15 protein-coding genes are annotated in these 19,526 nt (G+C 65.5%); 11 read left to right on the top strand and 4 right to left on the bottom strand.

Going from position 1 to position 19,526, the window contains the following annotated elements; translation table 11 throughout:
* The first annotated feature begins 61 nt into the window (after positions 1-61).
* Positions 62-1,348, top strand: coding sequence for an adenylosuccinate synthase (locus DR039_RS06030; RefSeq protein ID WP_111836511.1), 1,287 nt, complete (start codon positions 62-64; stop codon positions 1,346-1,348).
* A 128-nt stretch (positions 1,349-1,476) separates the two neighbouring features.
* Here the strand turns inward: DR039_RS06030 and DR039_RS06025 are convergent, their stop codons facing one another.
* Both DR039_RS06025 and DR039_RS06020 read right to left on the bottom strand, forming a co-directional pair.
* Complete coding sequence (locus tag DR039_RS06025) at positions 1,477-2,409, bottom strand: LppM family (lipo)protein (protein WP_126622341.1); 933 nt, start codon at positions 2,407-2,409, stop codon at positions 1,477-1,479.
* A gap of 47 nt (positions 2,410-2,456) precedes the next feature.
* Complete coding sequence (locus tag DR039_RS06020; RefSeq protein ID WP_126622339.1) at positions 2,457-3,299, bottom strand: LppM family (lipo)protein; 843 nt, start codon at positions 3,297-3,299, stop codon at positions 2,457-2,459.
* A gap of 178 nt (positions 3,300-3,477) precedes the next feature.
* Here DR039_RS06020 and DR039_RS06015 point away from each other — a divergent pair, with 178 nt between their 5' ends.
* The 5 genes from DR039_RS06015 (at position 3,478) to purQ (ending at position 8,860) form a co-directional block, all read left to right on the top strand.
* Entirely contained in the window at positions 3,478-5,322 is a 1,845-nt protein-coding gene (locus tag DR039_RS06015) for a phosphoenolpyruvate carboxykinase (GTP) (protein ID WP_111836508.1), read from the top strand.
* Between the two features lie 219 nt (positions 5,323-5,541).
* Entirely contained in the window at positions 5,542-6,795 is a 1,254-nt protein-coding gene (purD, locus tag DR039_RS06010; protein WP_111836670.1) for a phosphoribosylamine--glycine ligase, read from the top strand.
* Between the two features lie 49 nt (positions 6,796-6,844).
* Complete coding sequence (locus tag DR039_RS06005; RefSeq protein WP_111836507.1) at positions 6,845-7,765, top strand: phosphoribosylaminoimidazolesuccinocarboxamide synthase; 921 nt, start codon at positions 6,845-6,847, stop codon at positions 7,763-7,765.
* 139 nt (positions 7,766-7,904) lie between these two features.
* Positions 7,905-8,159, top strand: coding sequence for a phosphoribosylformylglycinamidine synthase subunit PurS (gene purS / locus DR039_RS06000; protein ID WP_111836506.1), 255 nt, complete (start codon positions 7,905-7,907; stop codon positions 8,157-8,159).
* A gap of 2 nt (positions 8,160-8,161) precedes the next feature.
* Positions 8,162-8,860, top strand: a complete 699-nt coding sequence (gene purQ / locus DR039_RS05995; protein WP_111836505.1) for a phosphoribosylformylglycinamidine synthase subunit PurQ — start codon at positions 8,162-8,164, stop codon at positions 8,858-8,860.
* A 701-nt stretch (positions 8,861-9,561) separates the two neighbouring features.
* Here purQ and DR039_RS05990 read toward each other — a convergent pair.
* A complete protein-coding gene (locus tag DR039_RS05990) occupies positions 9,562-10,986 on the bottom strand; it encodes a glycosyltransferase (protein WP_111836504.1) in 1,425 nt (474 codons plus the stop codon).
* A gap of 216 nt (positions 10,987-11,202) precedes the next feature.
* Here DR039_RS05990 and DR039_RS05985 point away from each other — a divergent pair, with 216 nt between their 5' ends.
* Positions 11,203-11,607 (top strand): TM2 domain-containing protein, encoded by a 405-nt coding sequence (locus DR039_RS05985; RefSeq protein ID WP_111836503.1) that lies wholly within the window; start codon positions 11,203-11,205, stop codon positions 11,605-11,607.
* A 118-nt stretch (positions 11,608-11,725) separates the two neighbouring features.
* Positions 11,726-14,113, top strand: coding sequence for a phosphoribosylformylglycinamidine synthase subunit PurL (gene purL / locus DR039_RS05980; protein ID WP_111836502.1), 2,388 nt, complete (start codon positions 11,726-11,728; stop codon positions 14,111-14,113).
* Positions 14,114-14,171: 58 nt separating this feature from the next.
* Here purL and DR039_RS05975 read toward each other — a convergent pair whose 3' ends face one another.
* Positions 14,172-14,948 carry a TetR/AcrR family transcriptional regulator gene (locus DR039_RS05975; protein ID WP_111836501.1) on the bottom strand — a complete coding sequence of 259 codons (777 nt, stop codon included), beginning with the start codon at positions 14,946-14,948 and terminating at the stop codon, positions 14,172-14,174.
* Positions 14,949-15,078: 130 nt separating this feature from the next.
* Here DR039_RS05975 and DR039_RS05970 point away from each other — a divergent pair, with 130 nt between their 5' ends.
* From DR039_RS05970 to DR039_RS05960, 3 genes are all read left to right on the top strand, one after another.
* Complete coding sequence (locus DR039_RS05970; RefSeq protein ID WP_077240568.1) at positions 15,079-15,828, top strand: ABC transporter ATP-binding protein; 750 nt, start codon at positions 15,079-15,081, stop codon at positions 15,826-15,828.
* Positions 15,825-16,559 carry an ABC transporter permease gene (locus tag DR039_RS05965; protein WP_111836500.1) on the top strand — a complete coding sequence of 245 codons (735 nt, stop codon included), beginning with the start codon at positions 15,825-15,827 and terminating at the stop codon, positions 16,557-16,559. The genes DR039_RS05970 and DR039_RS05965 overlap by 4 nt, the downstream gene beginning before the upstream one ends.
* Before the next feature lie 278 nt (positions 16,560-16,837).
* Positions 16,838-19,174, top strand: a complete 2,337-nt coding sequence (locus DR039_RS05960) for a glycogen debranching protein (protein ID WP_111836499.1) — start codon at positions 16,838-16,840, stop codon at positions 19,172-19,174.
* Positions 19,175-19,526 lie beyond the last annotated feature (352 nt).

Genomic DNA, 19,526 nt, shown 5'->3' with positions numbered 1-19,526 from the left:
TCCGGTAGGCTCCTTCAGGGCGTGACCGCCGTCGCGCCACCATCAAAGACAGGGAGCAGCCATGCCATCGGTCGTGGTAGTTGGAACCCAATGGGGTGACGAAGGCAAGGGAAAGGCCGTAGACCAACTCGGCCAAGACGTCGACTACGTCGTCAAATTCAACGGCGGCAACAACGCCGGCCACACCGTCGTCATCGACGGCGAAAAATTCGCCTTCCACCTCCTACCCGCGGGCGTGCTCACCCCCGGCGTCGTGCCGGTCATTGGCAACGGCGTCGTGGTGGACCTAGAAGTCCTCTTCCAAGAGATCGCAGAAATCGAGGCGCGCGGCAAAGACGCATCCTCCCTGCGTATCAGCGCTAATGCCCACCTCATCCCCTCTTACAACCGCGTCTTAGACCGCACCACCGAGCGTTTCCTCGGCGCCCGCCAGATCGGCACCACCGGACGCGGCATCGGCCCCACCTACGCAGACAAGATGAACCGCGTAGGCATCCGCATGCAAGACCTCTTCGACGAGTCCATCCTGCGGCAGAAAGTCCACGCCGCACTGGGGCAGAAGAACGGCCTGTTCCTCAAGATCTTCAACCGTCCCGCCGTCGACCCCGACCAAGTGGCCGACGACCTGCTGGCCTATGCCGAGCGCGTCAAACCCATGGTGATCGACTGCTCGCTGGTCCTCAACGACGCCCTGGATGCAGGCAAAACCGTGCTCTTTGAAGCCGGCCAAGCCACCATGCTGGACATCGACCACGGCACCTACCCCTTTGTCACCTCCTCCAACCCCACCGCCGGCGGCGCCTGCACCGGCACTGGCGTGGGCCCCACCCGCATCGACGCCGTAGTCGGCGTGGTTAAGGCCTACACCACCCGCGTAGGGGAGGGGCCCTTCCCCACCGAGCTGACCGACGCCGCTGGAGAGCGCCTGCGCGAGGAAGGCGGCGAATACGGCGTCACCACCGGACGCCCGCGCCGCTGCGGTTGGCACGACGCCGTAGTTACCCGCTACGCCTGCCGCGTCAACGGCCTGACTGACCTGGTGATGACCAAATTGGACGTGCTCACCGGCCACGAGACCATCCCGGTTTGCGTGGCCTATGACGTGGACGGCGAACGCACCGAGGAAATGCCTCTAACTCAAACCGGCTTCCATCACGCTAAGCCGGTCTATGAAGAGTTGCCCGGCTGGAGCGAAGACATCACCGGCGTGCGGCGCTTTGAGGACCTGCCCCAGGCGGCACAGGACTACGTCTTGCGCATAGAAGAACTGGCTCGCACGCGGATCAGCGCCATTGGTGTAGGGGCGGGCAGGGAAGCCAGTATTACCCGCCACCGGCTCCTGGGCTGAGCCGCAGCAGCCTCCAACAAAATCCAAACCTGCATTTCCGCACCCGGGTGACGGGGTTACCGTCACTTAAGTGCAGAAATGCAGGTTTGGAAAGGCCCGTAGCTAGGAGTTAGCCGAGCTGGGCAGGCTCAGTAGCCCGCGTTGGGGTTCTGCGGCGGCTGACCCCCAGGCTGACCATAACCAGGCTGCGGGAAAGGTTGGCCGGCGGCGGGATCTTGGCTAGCGGCCGGAGGTTGCGCCGCGTAACCAGGCTGCGGGAAAGGCTGACCAGGCTGTGGGGCCTGCTGCGGGACCTGTGGGGCCATACCGGGCTGCTGGTAGGGCTGCGGCTGCACAGGGGCGTAGCCACCCTGTGCCGGGACTTGGGAGCCGGGCATTGGGTAGCCCCCAGCCATGGCAGCCTGCTTCTTCTTGCGGCTCGAAAGCAGCACAGCAGTGATAATGCCGCCGCCGATCAACAGCAGCAATACCAGCCCAAGAATTAGCCAAAGCAGGAAGTTGGAGGAGCTGTCCGAGGCTTCGGCAGTCAGCTCCTCCGAGGAATCAGGGTTGGTCCAGGTGACCGTATTGCCATCGATCGTGCCGCCAGCAGACGCGGTGCTGACTTTGCCGGGGAAGACCACGGTCAGTTTGGAGGAGAATCCGCCAGAGCCGACTCCACTGCCAGGGCTGACATTAGAACCCTGCATCTTGAAGTAGAACTTGCCGTCCTCGTGACGGATCTTCGTCTTGGAGCCGTTAGGAATCTTGCTAAGGCTGACGCCTCTAGCCTTTCTGACACAGGCGTCATCAACGACCTCAATGGTGGTCTCTAGATCGTCATCGCCTTTGTCTTTATTGCAGTAGACCGAAGGGTCAATCCCACCGACCTTGATTTTGGCCGACAGGTCGAGTGTGTCGTTCTTATGAATGACGATCTCGATATCAGCTGAGCCTGTGCCTAGGCCATCAGCAGCGGCAGTGGAGCCCGACCCAACGGCGAGGCCGAGAGCCAAGGCAGGGAGTAGGGCGGCTGTGGCCAAACGGCGAAGCAGCGGGCGTGATGGTGATGTTTTCCTCATGCCCCGAGTCTAACTGGCAGCAGCACTCCTGTAAGGGGCGGTTGGGGCTATTGGTCCCCATCGGTGCGCCTTGCGCTGCGCCGCCGGTTGCGTCGGATCAGTAGTGCAGTCAGCACAATCACGGTTAGAACTACCCCCGCGGTAATCCAGTGTTTGAAGCGGTCCCAAGTGCTTAGCCCAGCATTCTCCTGGGCTAGGCCGGTCGCCTGCACGCCGTCGGCAATCAGGTCCGGGTCGGTCCAGGTGACCGTGCGGCCATCCACCTGCCCGCCACCGCCATCTACCACGGCACCAGGAAAGGTGAGCTGCAGATGCGCCTTCACCAAACCGGCCAGAGACACTGGCGACGGCGGGGCTGCGGTGGGTACAGCCGGATCTGCGGGAGTATCCACCTGCGCAGTAGCGGTAGCGCTGGGTTCTGGGGCTGTAAAGGGCGGCAGTTTCACGGTGAACTTGTCTCCGTCGCGCACCACCAAGGGGTGGCTGGTGCCCTCCGCCTGGGGCATGGGGCCTTCGGCCACGGGTGCCTCACTGATGCGCACCAAGCAGCCGGAGCCATCGGAGCCGGTCAGCTTTTCCGCCGTGACCTTCGTGCTGTCTTGTGGGGTGAGGCCCAGGGCCTGCGGATTGGTCAGGGAGGAGCAGTCCGGGTCGGCCTGGAAGACCGTGCCCGTGGTATCCCGCATCTCGATCACCGCGTTGAAAGTGCCGGAGGCTTTGACTTCTAAGTCCAGCTTGGCAGTGCAGCCAGCCAATAGGGCCGCGGCCCCTAGCACGGCGCCCACGGTGCGGGCGCGGCAAGCTACGCCGTCGCCCAGGGAGATCCAGGCGGGCAGCAGACGCCGACGGCGGGCCGCCGTCCTTGCTGCCGGTGCCAATAAGGGACTCATAGGGGGCACCGTACATGGCGCTGTTAGGGATCAGCATGCGGGAACGGAAAGGGCGTAAGTGTGAGTAGGGCAACAACCGTCGGCTGGGACTAAAGGAGAGTGCATCTGGGGCGGGAATGGGGGAGGATATAGGACGACCGAACAAGTTCGTCACCGAAGACCCAAGAAAGGGACTCACATGACCGTGACCGAGAAGGACGTCCGCGCTGCCGCGCCGGCTAACGCTCCTGAGGACGTTATCGCCTTCGCTATCCGCATGGCTGAGCTCGGCAAGCCCGAGAACGTCTACTTCTGCGACGGCTCCGACGCTGAGTGGGACCGCCTGACCTCCGAGATGGTCGAGTCGGGCATGTTCACCCGCCTCAACCCCGAGAAGCGCCCCAACTCCTTCCTGGCTCGCTCCCTGCCGAGCGATGTTGCCCGTGTGGAGTCCCGTACCTTCATCTGCTCCGAGAAGGAGGAGGACGCCGGCCCCACCAACCACTGGTACGACCCGGCCGAGATGAAGAAGATCCTCAACGAGAAGTTCGACGGCACCTACGCCGGCCGCACCATGTACGTGATCCCCTTCTCCATGGGGCCCCTGGGCGGCCCCATCTCCCAGCTGGGCATCGAGATCACCGACTCCCCCTACGTGGTGGTCAACATGCGCATCATGACGCGCATGGGCGCCAAGGCCATGGACCTCATCAACGAGGGCCGCCCCTGGGTGCCTTGCTCCCACTCCGTGGGTGCCCCCCTGGCCCCGGGCCAGGCCGACACTGCATGGCCCTGCAACGACGAGAAGTACATCACTCACTTCCCCGAGACCAACGAGATCTGGTCCTACGGCTCCGGCTACGGCGGCAACGCCCTCCTGGGCAAGAAGTGCTACGCCCTGCGCATCGCCTCCACCATGGCCCGCCGCGACGGCTGGATGGCCGAGCACATGCTAATCCTGCGCCTGACCGAGGAGAAGTCCGGCAAGCAGTACCACGTCACCGCCGCCTTCCCGAGCGCCTGCGGCAAGACCAACCTGGCCATGCTCCAGCCCACGATCCCCGGCTACAAGGTCGAGACCGTTGGCGACGACATCGCCTGGATGCGCCCCGGCGAGGACGGCCGCCTGCGCGCCATCAACCCCGAGGCCGGCTTCTTCGGCGTCGCCCCCGGCACGTCCTACAAGACCAACCCGATGGCCATGGACACCATGAAGGCCAACACCATCTTCACCAACGTCGCGCTGACCGACGACGGCGACGTCTGGTGGGAGGGCATCGACGCCGAGCTGCCCGAGCACCTGATCGACTGGCAGGGCAACGACTACACCCCGGCGGATGCCGCCGAGGGCAAGAAGGCCGCCCACCCGAACTCGCGCTTCACCACTCCGGCTGCGCAGTGCCCGATCATCTGCCCCGACTGGGAGGCTCCTGAGGGCGTGGCCATCGACGCGATCCTCTTCGGTGGCCGCCGCGCCACCAACGTGCCGCTGGTTGCCGAGCAGTACAGCCCCGCCCACGGCGTCTTCATTGGCTCCTCCGTGGCCTCCGAGGTCACCGCGGCTGCCACCGACGTCAAGGCTGGCTCGCTGCGCCACGACCCCTTCGCTATGCTGCCCTTCTGCGGCTACCACATGGCCGACTACTGGGGCCACTGGCTGGAGATGCAGGAGAAGCTCGGCGAGAACTTCCCCAAGGTCTACCAGGTCAACTGGTTCCGCAAGGACGAGGACGGCAAGTTCCTCTGGCCGGGCTACGGCGACAACAGCCGCGTCCTGGACTGGATCGTGCGCCGTGCCTCCGGCGAGGTTGAGGCCATCGAGGGCGTGACGGGCCTGTACCCCAAGCGCGAGGACTTCAACCTCGAGGGCGCGGGCGTCTCCGAGGAGGACTGGGCCAAGATGTACGACATCGACCCCGACGCCTGGGCCGCCGAGATGGACAGCACCGAGGAGTACTACCAGCAGTTCGGTGACAAGGTTCCCGCCGCGATCCTTGAGGAGCTGGCCAAGTTCCGCGAGCGCATCGCCGCCGCCAAGGCCTGAGCCTTAACAACTGAAGGCGCTTAGACGCCTTTCGCGTGGCCCCCGACCAGGAAACCGGCCGGGGGCCACCTGTCTTCCAATGAATGCTTTGCTTTCCACGCCCCATCATTGCGGCCAGACTGCGCTGAAGCTGCGAGGCCAAGGGCGCTCTGGCGCAATTTGTCCACTTCAGCCGGAGCTTTGGGGGATAAGTGCGGGCAGGGCTACTACGCTGGGGACGTGAAGATCTTGCTCTTGGGCTCTGGCGCGCGTGAGCACGCCCTCGCCCGCGCTCTCCTTGCCGACCCCGCCACCACCGAACTCCTTGTGGCCCCCGGTAACCCCGGCACTGCCCAGATCGCCACGAACCTCCACATCGACTCCAACTCGCCCGCCGAGGTGCTTGAACTCGTCAAACAGATGCACGCCGACCTGGTCGTCGTCGGGCCTGAGGCGCCCCTCGTGGCCGGCGTGGCCGACGCCGTACGCGACGCTGGTGTGCCGGTTTTTGGCCCCGGTGCCGAAGCCGCTCGCCTGGAAGGTTCCAAAGCCTTCGCCAAGGAGGTGATGGCGGCCGCCGGAGTGCCCACCGCCGAGGCCGCCGTTTGCGCCACCCGCGAGGAGCTAGAGGCCGCCCTAGACCGCTTTGGCGCCCCCCACGTCGTTAAGGAAGACGGCCTGGCCGCAGGCAAGGGCGTGGTGGTGACTGCAGATCGGGATGCTGCACTGGCCCACGGCCTGGCCTGCCTGGCCAAGGAGGGCGGGCGCGTCGTCGTAGAGGACTTCCTGGATGGCCCGGAGGTCTCCCTCTTCTGCATTTGCGACGGCGCCACTGTGCGCCCACTGGCCCCCGCGCAGGATTTCAAACGCATTGGCGACGGCGACACCGGCCCTAACACCGGCGGCATGGGCGCCTACAGCCCCCTGAACTGGGCGCCCCAGGACCTCGGCGAGCAGGTAGTCCGGGAGGTGGCCCAACCAGTCCTAGACGAGATGGCCCGCCGCGGCACCCCGTTTAGCGGACTGCTTTACTGCGGTCTGGCCCTCACCAGCCGCGGCATGCGGGTGGTGGAGTTCAATGTGCGCTTCGGCGACCCCGAGACCCAAGCGGTTCTAGCCCGGCTCACCTCCTCCCTGCCAGAACTGCTCTACGCCGCCGCTACCGGAGGCCTGGCTGACACTGCTGCGCCCACCTGGTCAGAGCAGGCCGCCGTCGACGTCGTGCTGGCCGCACCCGGCTACCCCGGCACCGCCGTCACCGGAGACCTCATCACCGGCATTGAGCGGGCAGAGGCGGTGGAGGGTGTGCATGTGCTGCACGCCGGCACGGGTCAGGATGAGGACGGTCGCCTAGTGGCTACCGGCGGTCGCGTGCTGTCAGTCGTTGCCCTGGGGGACACGGTGGAGCAGGCTCGCGAGCGCGCTTACACGGCTATCTCCCGTATTGGTCTGGAGGGCGGCCAGTTCCGCACTGACATTGCTGCGGGCCACTGAGACGGTCGGGGCGTCAGCGCCTCTTGGCTACCAATGGCAGGATGAGCGCATGAGCGACGCCGTCGAGTTACTGCCTCCCACCGCCGTCTCTATCCCCGGCTGGCGGCACCAGTCCTCCGGCAAAGTCCGTGACGTCTACGCCCCCGCCGCCGACGGGCCCTGGGCTGGCCAGGACGTGCTGCTGGTGGTGGCCTCTGACCGCATCAGCGCCTACGACTACATCCTGTCCACCCCTATCCCAGACAAAGGCAAGGTGCTCACCGCCCTGACCGCCTGGTGGCTGGAGCAACTGTCCGACGTCGTCCCCAACCACCTGATAAGCCTGGAGGTGCCCGCGCAGGTGGCCGGGCGCGCCATGATCTGCCAGCGCTTGAAGATGTACCCCGTGGAATGCGTGGCCCGTGGTTACCTCACCGGCTCTGGCCTGGCTGAATATCGGCAAGCCGGCACCGTTTGCGGCCTGGCCCTGCCCGAGGGCCTCACCGAGGCCTCCCGCCTGCCTGAGCCGGTTTTCACCCCCGCCGCTAAGGCCGAGTTGGGCGCACATGATGAGAACGTCTCCTATGGGCGTGTGGCTCAGCTAGTGGGGGAGGCAGCTGCCTCAGCTCTGCGCAGCACCACCCTGGCGCTCTACACCCGGGCCGCCCAGATCGCCCAGGCGCGCGGCATCATCTTGGCGGATACCAAGTTTGAACTCGGCACTGACGGCGCAGGCCGCCTAGTGCTTGGCGACGAGGTGCTCACCCCTGACTCTTCGCGCTTCTGGCCCGCCGACGCCTGGCATCCCGGCCAAATCACCCCCTCCTTCGACAAGCAATACCTGCGTGACTGGCTGACTTCCCCGGCCTCGGGCTGGCAGCGGGCCTCCGGTGCTCAGCCTCCAGCCCTGCCCCCGGAGGTGGTGGAGCGCACGCGACAGCGCTACCTGGAGGCCTACGAGCGCCTCACCGGCGAGCCGCTGGACTTGTGAGGGAACTGGCCGGGGCGCCGGTACCTCACCTCTCAGCCCAGCGCTCCTTAACGCCCCCAGCCCAGCGGCGTCCAACGCGGCTAGTGGCACCTAGTAGGCTGGCCACAGCTCAGCACCCCTCACCAATCCAGGAGTTCCAATGGGACGCATCATCGTTGAGGTAATGCCCAAGCCAGAGATCCTCGACCCCCAGGGCAAGGCCGTGGTTGGAAGCTTGCCACGGCTTGGCTTTGACCAATTCACGGCTGTGCGCCAAGGCCGCCGCTTCGAGCTCACCGTGGACGGCCCTGTAACCCAGGAGCACCTAGACGCCGCTGCCCAGGCCGCTGAGAAGCTCCTGTCCAACCCCATTATTGAGGACGTCGTCTCCATCACCGCAGACGAGGAGGCCTGAACGTGGCCCGCCTTGGCGTCATCACCTTCCCCGGCACTCTCGACGACGTCGACGCGCAGCGCGCCATTCGCCTGGCTGGCGGTGAGCCCGTAGCGCTATGGCATAAGGACGCCGACCTCAAAGGCGTTGACGCTGTGGTAGTCCCCGGCGGCTTCTCCTACGGCGACTACCTGCGCTGCGGTGCCATCGCCCGCTTTGCCCCCGTAATGACTGAGGTCATTGCGGCCGCCGCGAAGGGCCTGCCCGTGCTGGGAATCTGCAACGGCTTCCAAGTGCTCACCGAGGCCCATCTCCTACCCGGTGCCCTGATCCGCAATGACCACCAGAAGTTCATCTGCCGTGAGCAGCGGCTGCGCGTGGAGTCCACCTCCACGGCCTGGACTGCAGACTTCACTGTGGGGGAGGAGATCACCGTCCCCATGAAGAACGGGGAGGGTAATTTCATCGCCTCCGAGGTCGAGTTGGACCGCCTAGAGGGGGAGGGGCTAGTGGTGTTCCGCTATCTGGGCGGCAACCCCAACGGCTCCGCCCGGGATATAGCGGGCGTGCGCAATGCGCGCGGCAACGTCGTCGGCCTGATGCCGCACCCGGAGCATGCCGTGGAGCCCGGCTTCGGCCCGGACTCTGCCGCCGGTCCGCGCCTGGGCGTGGATGGCCTCAAGATCTTCACCTCAGCCCTGCACTCGCTGTTGGCTGTGTGACCCCAGAACCGTTAACTCGCGGCCCCGCCATCTGTCTCGGTGGCGGGGCCGCGGCAGTTATCCACAAGGTCATTTGCGGATTCGGAAAGCGGTGCTTGAGCTTGTGGAGAACTCACTTGCGCCGTGACCATATCGTTACTTTTTGTTGCGGTTCCGGGCCTGCATGAAACCTGTGTGACTTCTGTAAGCGGATGTGCAGACTGAGAGCTAACGCGCCCTGACGCAGCCAATGCGACCCAGTTAACTAACTAACCAACCGCGAAATTGCAACGCTTAGCTGCGGCGTGCATGACTGTGATAGTGCATGTCACGGACTGCAAGAAATGCCCTGCCGTGGACCACTCAAGTCGGTGAGCGCAGCTCCGGGCCGCTGCCCACAGAGCAACTGGCGGCATCCCGTAAGCGTCCACACCTGTGCACAAGGGTGTGCATATAACTTGTGGATAACTGCCGTCAATAGCTGAGCGTAGCGGTCCGATCTACACCGCTACGCACAGTGCCGCCCCACGAGCCCAATAGCCCGCAGGGCTGCACCGTTATCAGTTTGCATCCAGGGCCGCCCTATAGGGCAGCGCCTAAGCGGGAGCCGGGGCAGCTATGGGACCAGTAACAGCACAGCAGTAGGGCAGCAGCAGGACTGCGCCAAGGCTGAGGCCTAGCTACACTCCAGAGCTCTGCACTACTCCCGCCCTCCCCAGGACCTATTCCAGCAGGCCCTCCAGGGCCTCCAGCACCGCCAGCAGGTGCCGGTCCGGCAGGAACTCCCGACGCACGGCCTCATGGGCCGCCAAGCCCAGCTCGCTGGCTCGCTCCGGCAGATTCAACACATCTGCCACCGCGCTGCCCCATTCGGCTGCATCGCTCGGCTGCACCAGCACCCCGGTGACGCCGTCTTCAATCTGATCCTGGATGCCGCCAACCGCAGAGGCCACCACTGGCAGCTTCTTCCACATGGCTTCAGCCACCGTAAGCCCAAAAGCTTCCACCAGAGAGCGCTGCGTTACGACGTCGCTCACGCGCTGCACAGCATTGACCACCGTGGCGTTGACCTCGCGGTCGCGTGCGGAAACCCCCATGACGTGAATGCGCGAGGTTGCGTGAGGCGGCAAGGTGGAGACCCGCTCAATGATCTGATCCAAAACCGCCTGGGCAGCAGGCTCCTTGACAGGGTCAGGCTTAGGCCCAACCAGCAGCAGGTGGGCGTTGGCAGGCAACTGCTCCGTCTGCGCCGCAAAAGCCTCTACCAACTCCAAGCCGCCCTTAAGGCGGTCCCAACGCTGCACCTGCGTGATGGTGCGCGCCCCCTCCGGTACTTTGCCGCCCACCACCACGAGCTCCTGCTCTTCCAAGCCGCGGAAGGCATCCGTGCGGCCGTCCTCGCGCAGCAGCGGTACGGCGTCGAAAGGCGGTTTGCCCGCAAATAGGCCCGCTAGACGTGCCACCGTCCAGGATTCGTCCAGGTCCAGCACCCGGTTCTTGGGACTCTCCGGGTTAATCGACGGCGGAATAACTGCGGCCTGATCGGGCTCCACAAAGGCAGGTAGGTAGTTGGGGCGGGACACGATCACCAGGTCCACGTCCTCCAAGTAACGGTCCAGGAAAGCCCAAGCGATCTGGGCAGCCTCCGTGGGGGAGTCGGTGCCCAGGTGGCAGCGCCACACCACCTTGGCTCCGGCCCGCTTGAAAGCGCGCGCCAAACCAGCGGTGGGCGGATCCTCCAGAATCACCACATCGCCCTCGCGCACGTCCTCAATGACGTTGTCTGCGTTGGAAGCTAGAACATGTTCGTAGATATCCCGCTGCTTCTCGGCGAGCTTGCCGCCGTCGCCATCCTGGCCGTGGATATTGGCATGCAGCCGCTCCGCGATCTCCCGGAACTCTGCGGGAGCATCCAGCGTCAGCCAACGCGCGTCCAGGCTCAGGCCGCGGGCGTAGCCCACCAGTGGGGCCACAGTCTCAGCTACACCAGAGCTGGCGGAGGCCGAAGGGGTGACCACCCAGATGGTGCGCCCGTCCAGCAAGCCATGGGCTTTGCGAGCGCCGCCGCGCAGACGGCGGGTGGCCACTTCGTCCAAGTGGCTCTCCAGGTCCGATAGGGGCAAGGGGGCGACGTCGATGGTTCTCATGTAACGATCCTGCCCCCAAACCCTGTGATGCGCGGCACTTTCAGCCTGCGCGTTTCGTAACTGTTGCTTGCGAACCCGCCCGATCCGCTGCCCAGGCAGCCATGGGGAGTTCACCCCTTTGTCAGCGTCCACTGTTTCAGGGATGATGGTGCAAGGATATGGCCGCTACCTCAGGCCGCATTCCGCTCAACCAGTTTCCACAGGAGGCAACCCCACATGAGCTACGACCCTTACGGCCAGCCCACCCAGCAGCCTGCCCCGTACCAGCAGGGCCCCTACGCCGCCAGCCCCTACGCTCCCGGCATGCAGCCCAAGTCCAAGACCACTGCAGCGCTGCTGGCCTTCTTCTTGGGTGGATTCGGTGTGCACAACTTCTACCGTGGTCAGACGAGTCGCGGCATCGGGCATATTGTTCTAGCCGCTCTGGGCATCATCATCGTGTTAGTTGGCGCGTTCTCTGCTGCAAGTCAGATCACCCCTGGTGGCAGCATCCCGGACGGTGCAGCTGCTGGCGGTTTTGCCGGCTTTGCGATCGGGTACCTCATGCTCATCGGCAACAGCATCTGGGCCTTCGTTGAGTTCATCCTGATTCTGGTCTCCAAGGATGGTTCCCTGCGCTGACCCAGCGCGTATAGATCACTCCGGCCGACGTCACCTCACGGTGGCGTCGGCCGGATCTTTTGGTCCAGGTATTCTCAGCTCTGGCACCCTCCCCTCTTCGAGTCACAGGAGCAGCCGCATGGCCCCCGAGTCGCTTGAGCCAAGCACCCCCACCAGCCCCGGCCTTCCTCAGCCGGTGGAGCACCCCGATACCGTCCAAGACGCCGCCGCCACCCCAGACCAGGTGATGCCCTACGCGGAGCTGGGCCTCAAGGCCGAGGAATACGCTTCCATCAAGGAGTTGCTGGGCCGCCGCCCCACCAACGCCGAGTTGTCCATGTACTCCGTCATGTGGTCTGAACACTGCTCCTACAAATCCTCCAAGCTTCACCTCAAGCAATTCGGTCAGAAGGTCACCCCGCAGATGCGCGAGCACCTGCTTGTCGGGATGGGGGAAAACGCGGGCGTGGTAGATATTGGCGACGGCTGGGCCGTCACCTACAAGGTTGAATCCCACAACCACCCCAGCTTCGTGGAGCCCTACCAGGGCGCCGCCACCGGCGTGGGCGGCATTGTCCGCGACATCATCTCCATGGGCGCGCGCCCCGTAGCCGTCATGGATCAACTGCGCTTCGGCGCCGTAGACCACCCTGATACTGCCCGCGTCGTCCACGGCGTCGTGGCGGGTGTGGGCGGCTACGGCAACTGCCTGGGCCTGCCCAATATCGGCGGTGAGACCGAGTTCGACTCCTCCTACCAGGAGAACCCCCTGGTCAACGCCCTGTGCGTCGGCGTGCTGCGCCACGAGGACATCCACCTAGCCAACGCCTCCGGGGCAGGCAATCAGGTGGTGCTCTTTGGGGCGCGCACCGGCGGCGACGGCATCGGCGGGGCCTCCATCCTGGCTTCTGAGTCCTTTGAGGACGGCATGCCAGCCAAGCGCCCCAGTGTGCAGGTGGGCGACCCCTTCATGGAGAAGGTTCTGATCGAATGCTGCCTGGACCTATTCCAGGCGGGGCTAGTCCTCGGCATTCAAGACCTTGGCGCTGCCGGTATCTCCTGCGCCACCAGTGAGCTCGCCTCTAACGGAGACGGCGGCATGCACGTAGACCTAGAAAAAGTCCTCCTGCGCGACCCCACCCTGACCGCCGGAGAGATCCTCATGAGCGAGTCCCAGGAACGCATGATGGCCATCGTCGCCCCGGATAAACTGGAGGCCTTCATGGAGGTCATCCACAAATGGGACGTGGAAGCCGCCGTTATCGGAGAGGTCAATGGCTCTGGCCGCTTGACCATCGACCACTTTGGTGAGCGCATCGTGGACGTGGACCCGCGCACCGTCGCCCACGAAGGTCCCACCTACAAGCGCCCCTACGCTCGCCCCGCCTGGCAGGACGCCCTCAACGCCGACACCACCAGCCGCCTGCCCCGGCCCACCACCGCCGCTGAGCTGGCTGCACAAGTTCACGCCGTCGTCACCGACCCCAACCAGGCCTCCGTATCCTGGGTAACCAGCCAGTACGACCGCTTCGTACGCGGTGGCACGGCTCTCGCCCAACCCGACGACGCCGGCGTCATCCGCGTGGACGAGGCCACCGGACGCGGCGTCGCCATCTCCACTGACGCCAACGGCCGGTACACCAAACTCGACCCCGCCACCGGCGCCGCCCAAGCCCTAGCCGAGTCCTACCGCAATGTCTGCACGGTGGGCGCTCGGCCCCTAGCCGTCACCGACTGCCTCAACTTCGGCTCCCCCGAGGACCCTGACGCCATGTGGCAGCTTGTGCAGGCCATCACCGGTTTGGCCGACGCCTGCCAAGAGATGGGCGTGCCCGTCACCGGCGGTAACGTCTCCCTGTACAACTCTCACGGCAAGGTCAAGGGTCTGATTGACTCCTCCATCAACCCCACCCCCGTGGTGGGCGTGCTGGGCGTCATGGACGACGTGCGTCGCGCCAACCCCTCCGGCTGGCACGAAGAGGGCCTGGCGGTGGTGGCCCTGGGGGTCACCGCCGCGGAGCTTGACGGCTCCGCTTGGTCCCGCATCATTCACGACCACCTGGGCGGCCTGCCGCCGCACGTGGACCTGGCCGCAGAAATGGCTTTAGGGCGAGTGCTGCTGGCCCTCTCCGCGGCGGATCTGCCCGACGACGGCGGCCGGGTGCTGCGGGCTGCCCACGACCTGTCCAACGGCGGCCTAATCCAGTCCTTGGTAGACGCTGTACTGCGCAGTGGCGTGGGCGCCAGCATTGATTTGGGCCAAATCCAGGGGCGTGACCAGGTGGACGACTTCACCGCCCTGTTCTCCGAGTCCGGTGCCCGGGCCCTGGTGGCCGTGCCGGAGGTGGCCCTGCGGGTGGTGGCCGCCGCCGCTGAGGCAGAGGGTGTGGCTTGGGCGCGGATCGGCACCACCGGCGGCGACCTGCTGGTAGTCACCGGCACCGACCTGCTGGCTGAAGCGCCGTTGGTTCTGGAGCTTTCCGAGCTGCGCGACGCCGTCGAGGCCACCCTGCCCGCGTTGTTCTGACGGCGTGCCTTGGCCTCCTGGCCGAGGCCTTGGCCAAGACAGTCGATGCCCCTCGGTGCTACTCGAGGCGGGTCAGGGAGTCCCCCAGGCTCTCGAGGAGGCGGGCGGCGTGAGTGAATATGTCCTTGGCGTTCTCCGGCCCCAGGATCGCCGAGTAGAGCCCGGCCATGGAGAAGACCGAGCTCATGATGAATGCGAAGACCTGGTGCTCTGGCCCAGGCTCCTGCCCATCGGTCTTGACACAGAGCCGAGCGGCGGCCTGCAGCAGTTCGCTGATGTGCCTGGCGGTGTGGGCGCGGCCCACCGGGTTACGGATGGCGAACAGGATGATCTCCAGGGCGAAGGTGATGTCGACGGTGCCCCCTTCGCGGCACATCTCCTCCCACGTCTGGGGTGTGGTGCCGTTGACGTAGTGCTCGGACAGCTGCTCCTGCTGAAGCTCGTAGTGGCGGTCGGCAGCCGCTAGGAGGAGCTCCTCCTTGGAGGAGAAGGAACCGTAGATCGCCCCCTTGGTGAACCTTGCCTCGGCTGCGATATCGGCCATCGAGGCGCCCGCGAAGCCCTTGGCGGCCACCACCCGCTTCGTGGCTGCGAGGATCTCCTCCTGGGTGGAAGTACGGTCCCGCTTCAGCCGACCTGAGGCGGCGTCAGCTTTCTTCGTCAGGGTATCGGCGGCCTCCTGAAGCTGGCGCGAGACCTGGTTGAAGGCTCGGGCTTGGGCGGTGGTGCTGGTGTCGAGCGCATCGCGGGTGAGTGCGCGGGCGAGGCTGCCGACAGCTTGCGTCAGGTCGTGCAGGGCGTCGGTTACCCCGGGTGACTGTTCCGAGTCGCTCATTCCCACATGATACCGAACGGTATGCGGGTTGGTGTAAGTGGATTGGGTTGAGAAAGGTCTTGCCTGCCCTCGCCTCTAGTGATACCTTACGGGATATACCGAACGGTATGGTATCTGCAAGAGGAGAGTCATGAGTCTCAATGTGACACACCTGTGCCGCACCTTTCCCACCCGGCACGGTCCCGTGCAGGCCAATATCGACCTGAGTCTTGAAGTGCCTGCCGGGCATGTCCACTGCCTGCTCGGCCACAACGGTGCTGGCAAGACCACCCTCATCCGCCAGATCGTCGGCCTGCTGCGCCCCACCTCGGGGAACATCTACCTAGACGGTCACGACCTCGTCGCACGCCCGGAGGTTGCCCGAAGCCTGGTGAGCGTCCAGGCGCAAGGGACAGTTCCTGTCTCCGGGTTAGCTCCCCGCAAGGCGATCGAACTCGTTGGCCGCCTGCGTGGCCTATCGCGAGCCGAGAGCAAGCGCCGGGCCGCCGTGCTGATCGAGGCCCTCGACATTGGCGAGTGGGCTGACCGCGTCAGCCAGACCCTCTCCGGCGGGGTGGCGCGCCTGACCGCCTTCGCCATGGCCGTGGTTGCCCCCGGCAAGCTAGTGGCCCTCGACGAGCCCACTAATGACGTCGACCCGGTGCGTCGCCAACTGCTGTGGCGGCAGGTCAGGGAGGTGGCGGACGCCGGGGCTGCCATCCTGCTCGTGACCCACAACGTGCGCGAAGCCGAGACCGCCGTCGACCGCCTGACCCTCCTCGACCACGGACGGGTTATCGCAGAAGGCTCCCGCGCGGAGCTGTTTAGTGGGCCCGACGCGCCGCCCAGCCTGGAAGACCTATACCTCCAGCTAACCCAGCAAGCCGAGGAGTCCCAATGAGAACCCTTAGGCAGTTCGGCTTGTTCATGCAGTGGCAGTTGCGCCGCCAGGGCATGGCCCTGCCCGTCTACCTAGCCCTGCAGGTCATCATCGCTGCCGCTATCACCCTTGGCTACGGCCTGATCGTCGGGGACGTGGACCACCGCACTAGCCTGTTCCTGAGCACCGCCTCCATGACCGTCTGCCTGCTGATGCTCGGGCTGGTGGTAGCCCCGCAGACCGTGGCCGACACCCGTGCCGAGGGCGGGTACGAGTGGATGCTCACCCTGCCCGTTCCCCGGGCTGCTTTCGTTCTGGGGGACATGTTGGTGTGGATGGCCCTGGCCCTGCCGGGACTGATCTCCTGCGTGCTGGTGGCCGGCTGGCGGTACGGGCTGGAGTTCTCACCCAGCTGGTCCGTGGTGCCAGCCGTACTGCTGGTGGCATTTTGCGCTACCGCTATCGGTTACGTCCCTGCCGTCACCTTCGGCAAGGTCGGCACGCTTATGTGTACCCAGGTGTTCATCATGGGCACGATGCTGTTCACCCCCATCGCCTACCCGGCTGAACGGCTGCCCGCCTGGGGGCGGAGCCTGCACGAGTGGTTGCCCTTCGAATCTATGGGGCACCTGGTGCGTGGCGGGATGTCCCCGCAGGAGTTTCCGGTCGATTCGCGGCCGTGGGCCGTGGTGGCCTGCTGGGCGGTGGCGGGGTTTACGGCCTCGCTGGTCATGCTGCGCCGTCGCTGCTGAGCGGAGGAGGCTGAGGGCCTGCAAGTACCAGAGTCAATGGCGGCAGACGGGCACTGTGATTCCAATGGATCCGCCCATCCAGGGGTAGTCAGGCCTGGTGGATGAGGTCGGTGCTGCTGCGGGGGCGCGGGGCAGTTATCCACCGGAACTAAGGGTCGCCCTACCGGTTTCGCGAGCCATATGTCCCGATCTTGCGGCACCGATGCCCCGATCTCGCGGCGGGCGTAGGAGCCAGCTTCGCCACAGCGCTCTCGCCGTCGCAATGCGATGATGGCGGCATGGCAACACCCTCCGCAATTGCAGAATCCACCTGGGCCACCGCGACCTGGCCCCTGGGCGCCCACCCTGACACTGACGGCGCCACCACCTTCGCCGTCTACGCGCCCGCCGCCACCCGCCTCCAGCTGGAGATCTACCCCCAGGCCCTGGGTGCCACCGCCTCCGCCACCTTCCTGCCCGCCAAGGGCAGCGACGGCGTCTGGCGCGCCCGCCTCTCCGACGCCCCCGCCGGCACCCTCTTCGGCTACCGCGCCTGGGGCCCCAACTGGTCCTACGAGGAGTCCTGGACCCCCGGCTCCACCACCGGCTTCAACGCCGACCTAGACGAACAGGGCAACCGCTTCAACCCCAACAAGGTCCTCTTCGACCCCTACGCCCGCGAAGTCACCCACAACGTCTACACCGACGCTCTAGCGGAACTAGGCGTCAACGACGGCGTGCTGGGCACCGGCGGGGAACTGGTGGACGGCGTGCCCCGCCGCCAGATCGACACCGCCCCCTACGCGCCCAAGGGCGTCGTCGTCGCCGATGCCACCCCCATGGCGCCCAAGCCCGAGCTACCGCAGGAGCGGGCCATCATCTACGAGGCCTCCATCAGGCAACTCACCGGCCACCCCTCCGCCGCTCACCTAGCCGACCTCCTGCATGGACAGGCCGGTTTTGCGGGCCTAGCGAATATTCCCGCCGAGTACCTGGGCACCTACAAAGGCGCCGGAATGCTGGCGCCGTACCTCAAATCCATCGGCGTCACCACCATTGAGTTGCTGCCCGTCCACGAGACCAACAACTCCGAGTCCTGCCGACCGGGCAAGACCAACGCCTGGGGCTACATGACCCTGTCCTTCTTCGCCCCCAACCGCCAGTACTCCTCCGACAAGTCCTGGGGCGGACCCACCCGCGAATTCAAACAGATGATATCCGCCTTCCACACCGCCGGCCTGGAGGTGTACCTGGACGTCGTCTACAACCACACTGCTGAGGGCGGCAACTGGGGTGGGGACGTCAACACCACCGGCTTCACCAGCCTGGGCGGATTCGCCACCGCCGAGTACTACCAGATGACCGACTCCAAGATGCTCGTGGATGGCGCCACCGGCACCTCCAACCAGCTGAACTACTCCTCCCCGGTGGCCCGCCAACTCGTCCTGGACTCCCTGGGCTACTGGTGCCGCGACATGGGCGTGGACGGCTTCCGCTTCGACCTGGCCACCGTGCTGGGCCGCAAGCCCGGCGCCGCCGCCGCCGAGGACTGGGGCGCCCAGAAGCGCTTCTTCACCGACCATCCGCTGCTCACCGCCATCGCCGACCTGGCCGAGCAGGAGAACATCGAGGTCATCGCTGAGGCCTGGGACCTGTGGGGTTACGAGGTCGGCAACTTCCCGCGCGGCTGGGGCGAGTGGAACGGCCGCTACCGCGACGCCGTGCGCCGCTTCACCAAGGGTGACGGCAACACCATCGATTTCCTGGACATGGTGAACGGCGACTACCACCACTTCGCCGACAACGGCGGACCGCAGAAGTCCGTGAACTTCATTGTGGCCCATGACGGCTTCAACCTGGCCGACCTGGTCTCCTACCAGAACAAGTCCAACGACCAGCCCGACCCCTTTGGCCCCTCCGATGGCGGCAACGACAACAACCTGTCATGGGACAGTGGCGGCGACCAATCCTTGCGCCGCGTGCGCCTGCGCAACCTGTGGACCATCCTCATGCTCTCGCGCGGCGTCCCCATGATCGTGGCCGGAGACGAGCTGGGCCGCACCCAGAACGGCAACAACAACCCCTGGGCCCTGGACACCGTGGCCATGCGCAACAACTACGCCATGGCCGCCACCAACGCCCCGCAGCGGGTGCCGGTGGCCGAGGGCCTGGACGCCGCCTACCACGACAACCTGGGCGAGTTCCCCTCCGCAGACCCCAAAGTCAACCCCCTGCTGCGCTTCGCCAGCTTCCTGATGCACCTGCGCCGCGAGCACGCCGCCCTGCACCAGGCCGCCTGGGGGGACATGATTGCCGCCAACGAGGACGTCTCCTACCTGTTCCACACGCCCACCACCGAGGGCTACCCCCAGGAGGGCGACCGCGCCCTGGCCGTCAATATTGACGCGCCGAGCGAGTCCTTCTGGCTCATGCTCAATATGACTGGTGAGCAGATTGGTTTCCGCGTGCCAGAGGCGCGCAGCGGCCGCCAGTGGCGCCGCCTAGTGGATACCTCCATCCCGGCGGAGGCTGAAGGTAACTTCTGGCCCGTCGGTGAGGGTGCTGTGGTCACCGCAGGCACCCCGGTGGAGCCGTGGTCCATCGTGGTTTGGCACGAGGAGCCGGTGGCTGGCTGAGGCCGGTAAAGGACGCAGATTCAGGGGCGCTGGGTGGCTTGAATTAGCTGCCCGGCACCCCTGCGTTTTCACCCGTAACGATGCTGTGATAACCGGTAGTCCGTGAGGACTTCATTTTGATCATTGCCGACGATATTGACGGGCAGCTGATTGAGTAGGCACGCTGCGTGCGGCGATCGAGTCCCTATAGTCTGCTCAGCCCTTCAAAGCTGAGCGGTACAGGAGTTGTGATGCTCACCAGATTGTCCATCGTCTGGTTTTGGTCGAGGTAGCTGTCTGTATGTCTGTGAGCACAATGGACCAAGTGTGCGTTTGTGCTGGGCAGGCTGCACTCCCTCGCAAGAAAACCAAG

The sequence above is a fragment of the Actinomyces bovis genome (assembly GCF_900444995.1).
Classification (GTDB): Bacteria; Actinomycetota; Actinomycetes; order Actinomycetales; family Actinomycetaceae; genus Actinomyces; species Actinomyces bovis.
Note: the sequence above shows the minus strand (reverse complement) of the source record. Positions and strands in the feature narration are given on the sequence as shown.

Coding starts and splice junctions, on each gene's coding strand:
- DR039_RS05960 (WP_111836499.1), top strand. CDS start 16,838: ATGGCAACACCCTCCGCAATTGCAGAATCCACCTGGGCCACCGCGACC.
- DR039_RS06020 (WP_126622339.1), bottom strand. CDS start 3,299: ATGAGTCCCTTATTGGCACCGGCAGCAAGGACGGCGGCCCGCCGTCGG.
- DR039_RS06030 (WP_111836511.1), top strand. CDS start 62: ATGCCATCGGTCGTGGTAGTTGGAACCCAATGGGGTGACGAAGGCAAG.
- purL (WP_111836502.1), top strand. CDS start 11,726: ATGGCCCCCGAGTCGCTTGAGCCAAGCACCCCCACCAGCCCCGGCCTT.
- DR039_RS06005 (WP_111836507.1), top strand. CDS start 6,845: ATGAGCGACGCCGTCGAGTTACTGCCTCCCACCGCCGTCTCTATCCCC.
- DR039_RS06025 (WP_126622341.1), bottom strand. CDS start 2,409: ATGAGGAAAACATCACCATCACGCCCGCTGCTTCGCCGTTTGGCCACA.
- DR039_RS06015 (WP_111836508.1), top strand. CDS start 3,478: ATGACCGTGACCGAGAAGGACGTCCGCGCTGCCGCGCCGGCTAACGCT.
- DR039_RS05985 (WP_111836503.1), top strand. CDS start 11,203: ATGAGCTACGACCCTTACGGCCAGCCCACCCAGCAGCCTGCCCCGTAC.
- DR039_RS05965 (WP_111836500.1), top strand. CDS start 15,825: ATGAGAACCCTTAGGCAGTTCGGCTTGTTCATGCAGTGGCAGTTGCGC.
- DR039_RS05975 (WP_111836501.1), bottom strand. CDS start 14,948: ATGAGCGACTCGGAACAGTCACCCGGGGTAACCGACGCCCTGCACGAC.
- DR039_RS05970 (WP_077240568.1), top strand. CDS start 15,079: ATGAGTCTCAATGTGACACACCTGTGCCGCACCTTTCCCACCCGGCAC.
- DR039_RS05990 (WP_111836504.1), bottom strand. CDS start 10,986: ATGAGAACCATCGACGTCGCCCCCTTGCCCCTATCGGACCTGGAGAGC.
- purS (WP_111836506.1), top strand. CDS start 7,905: ATGGGACGCATCATCGTTGAGGTAATGCCCAAGCCAGAGATCCTCGAC.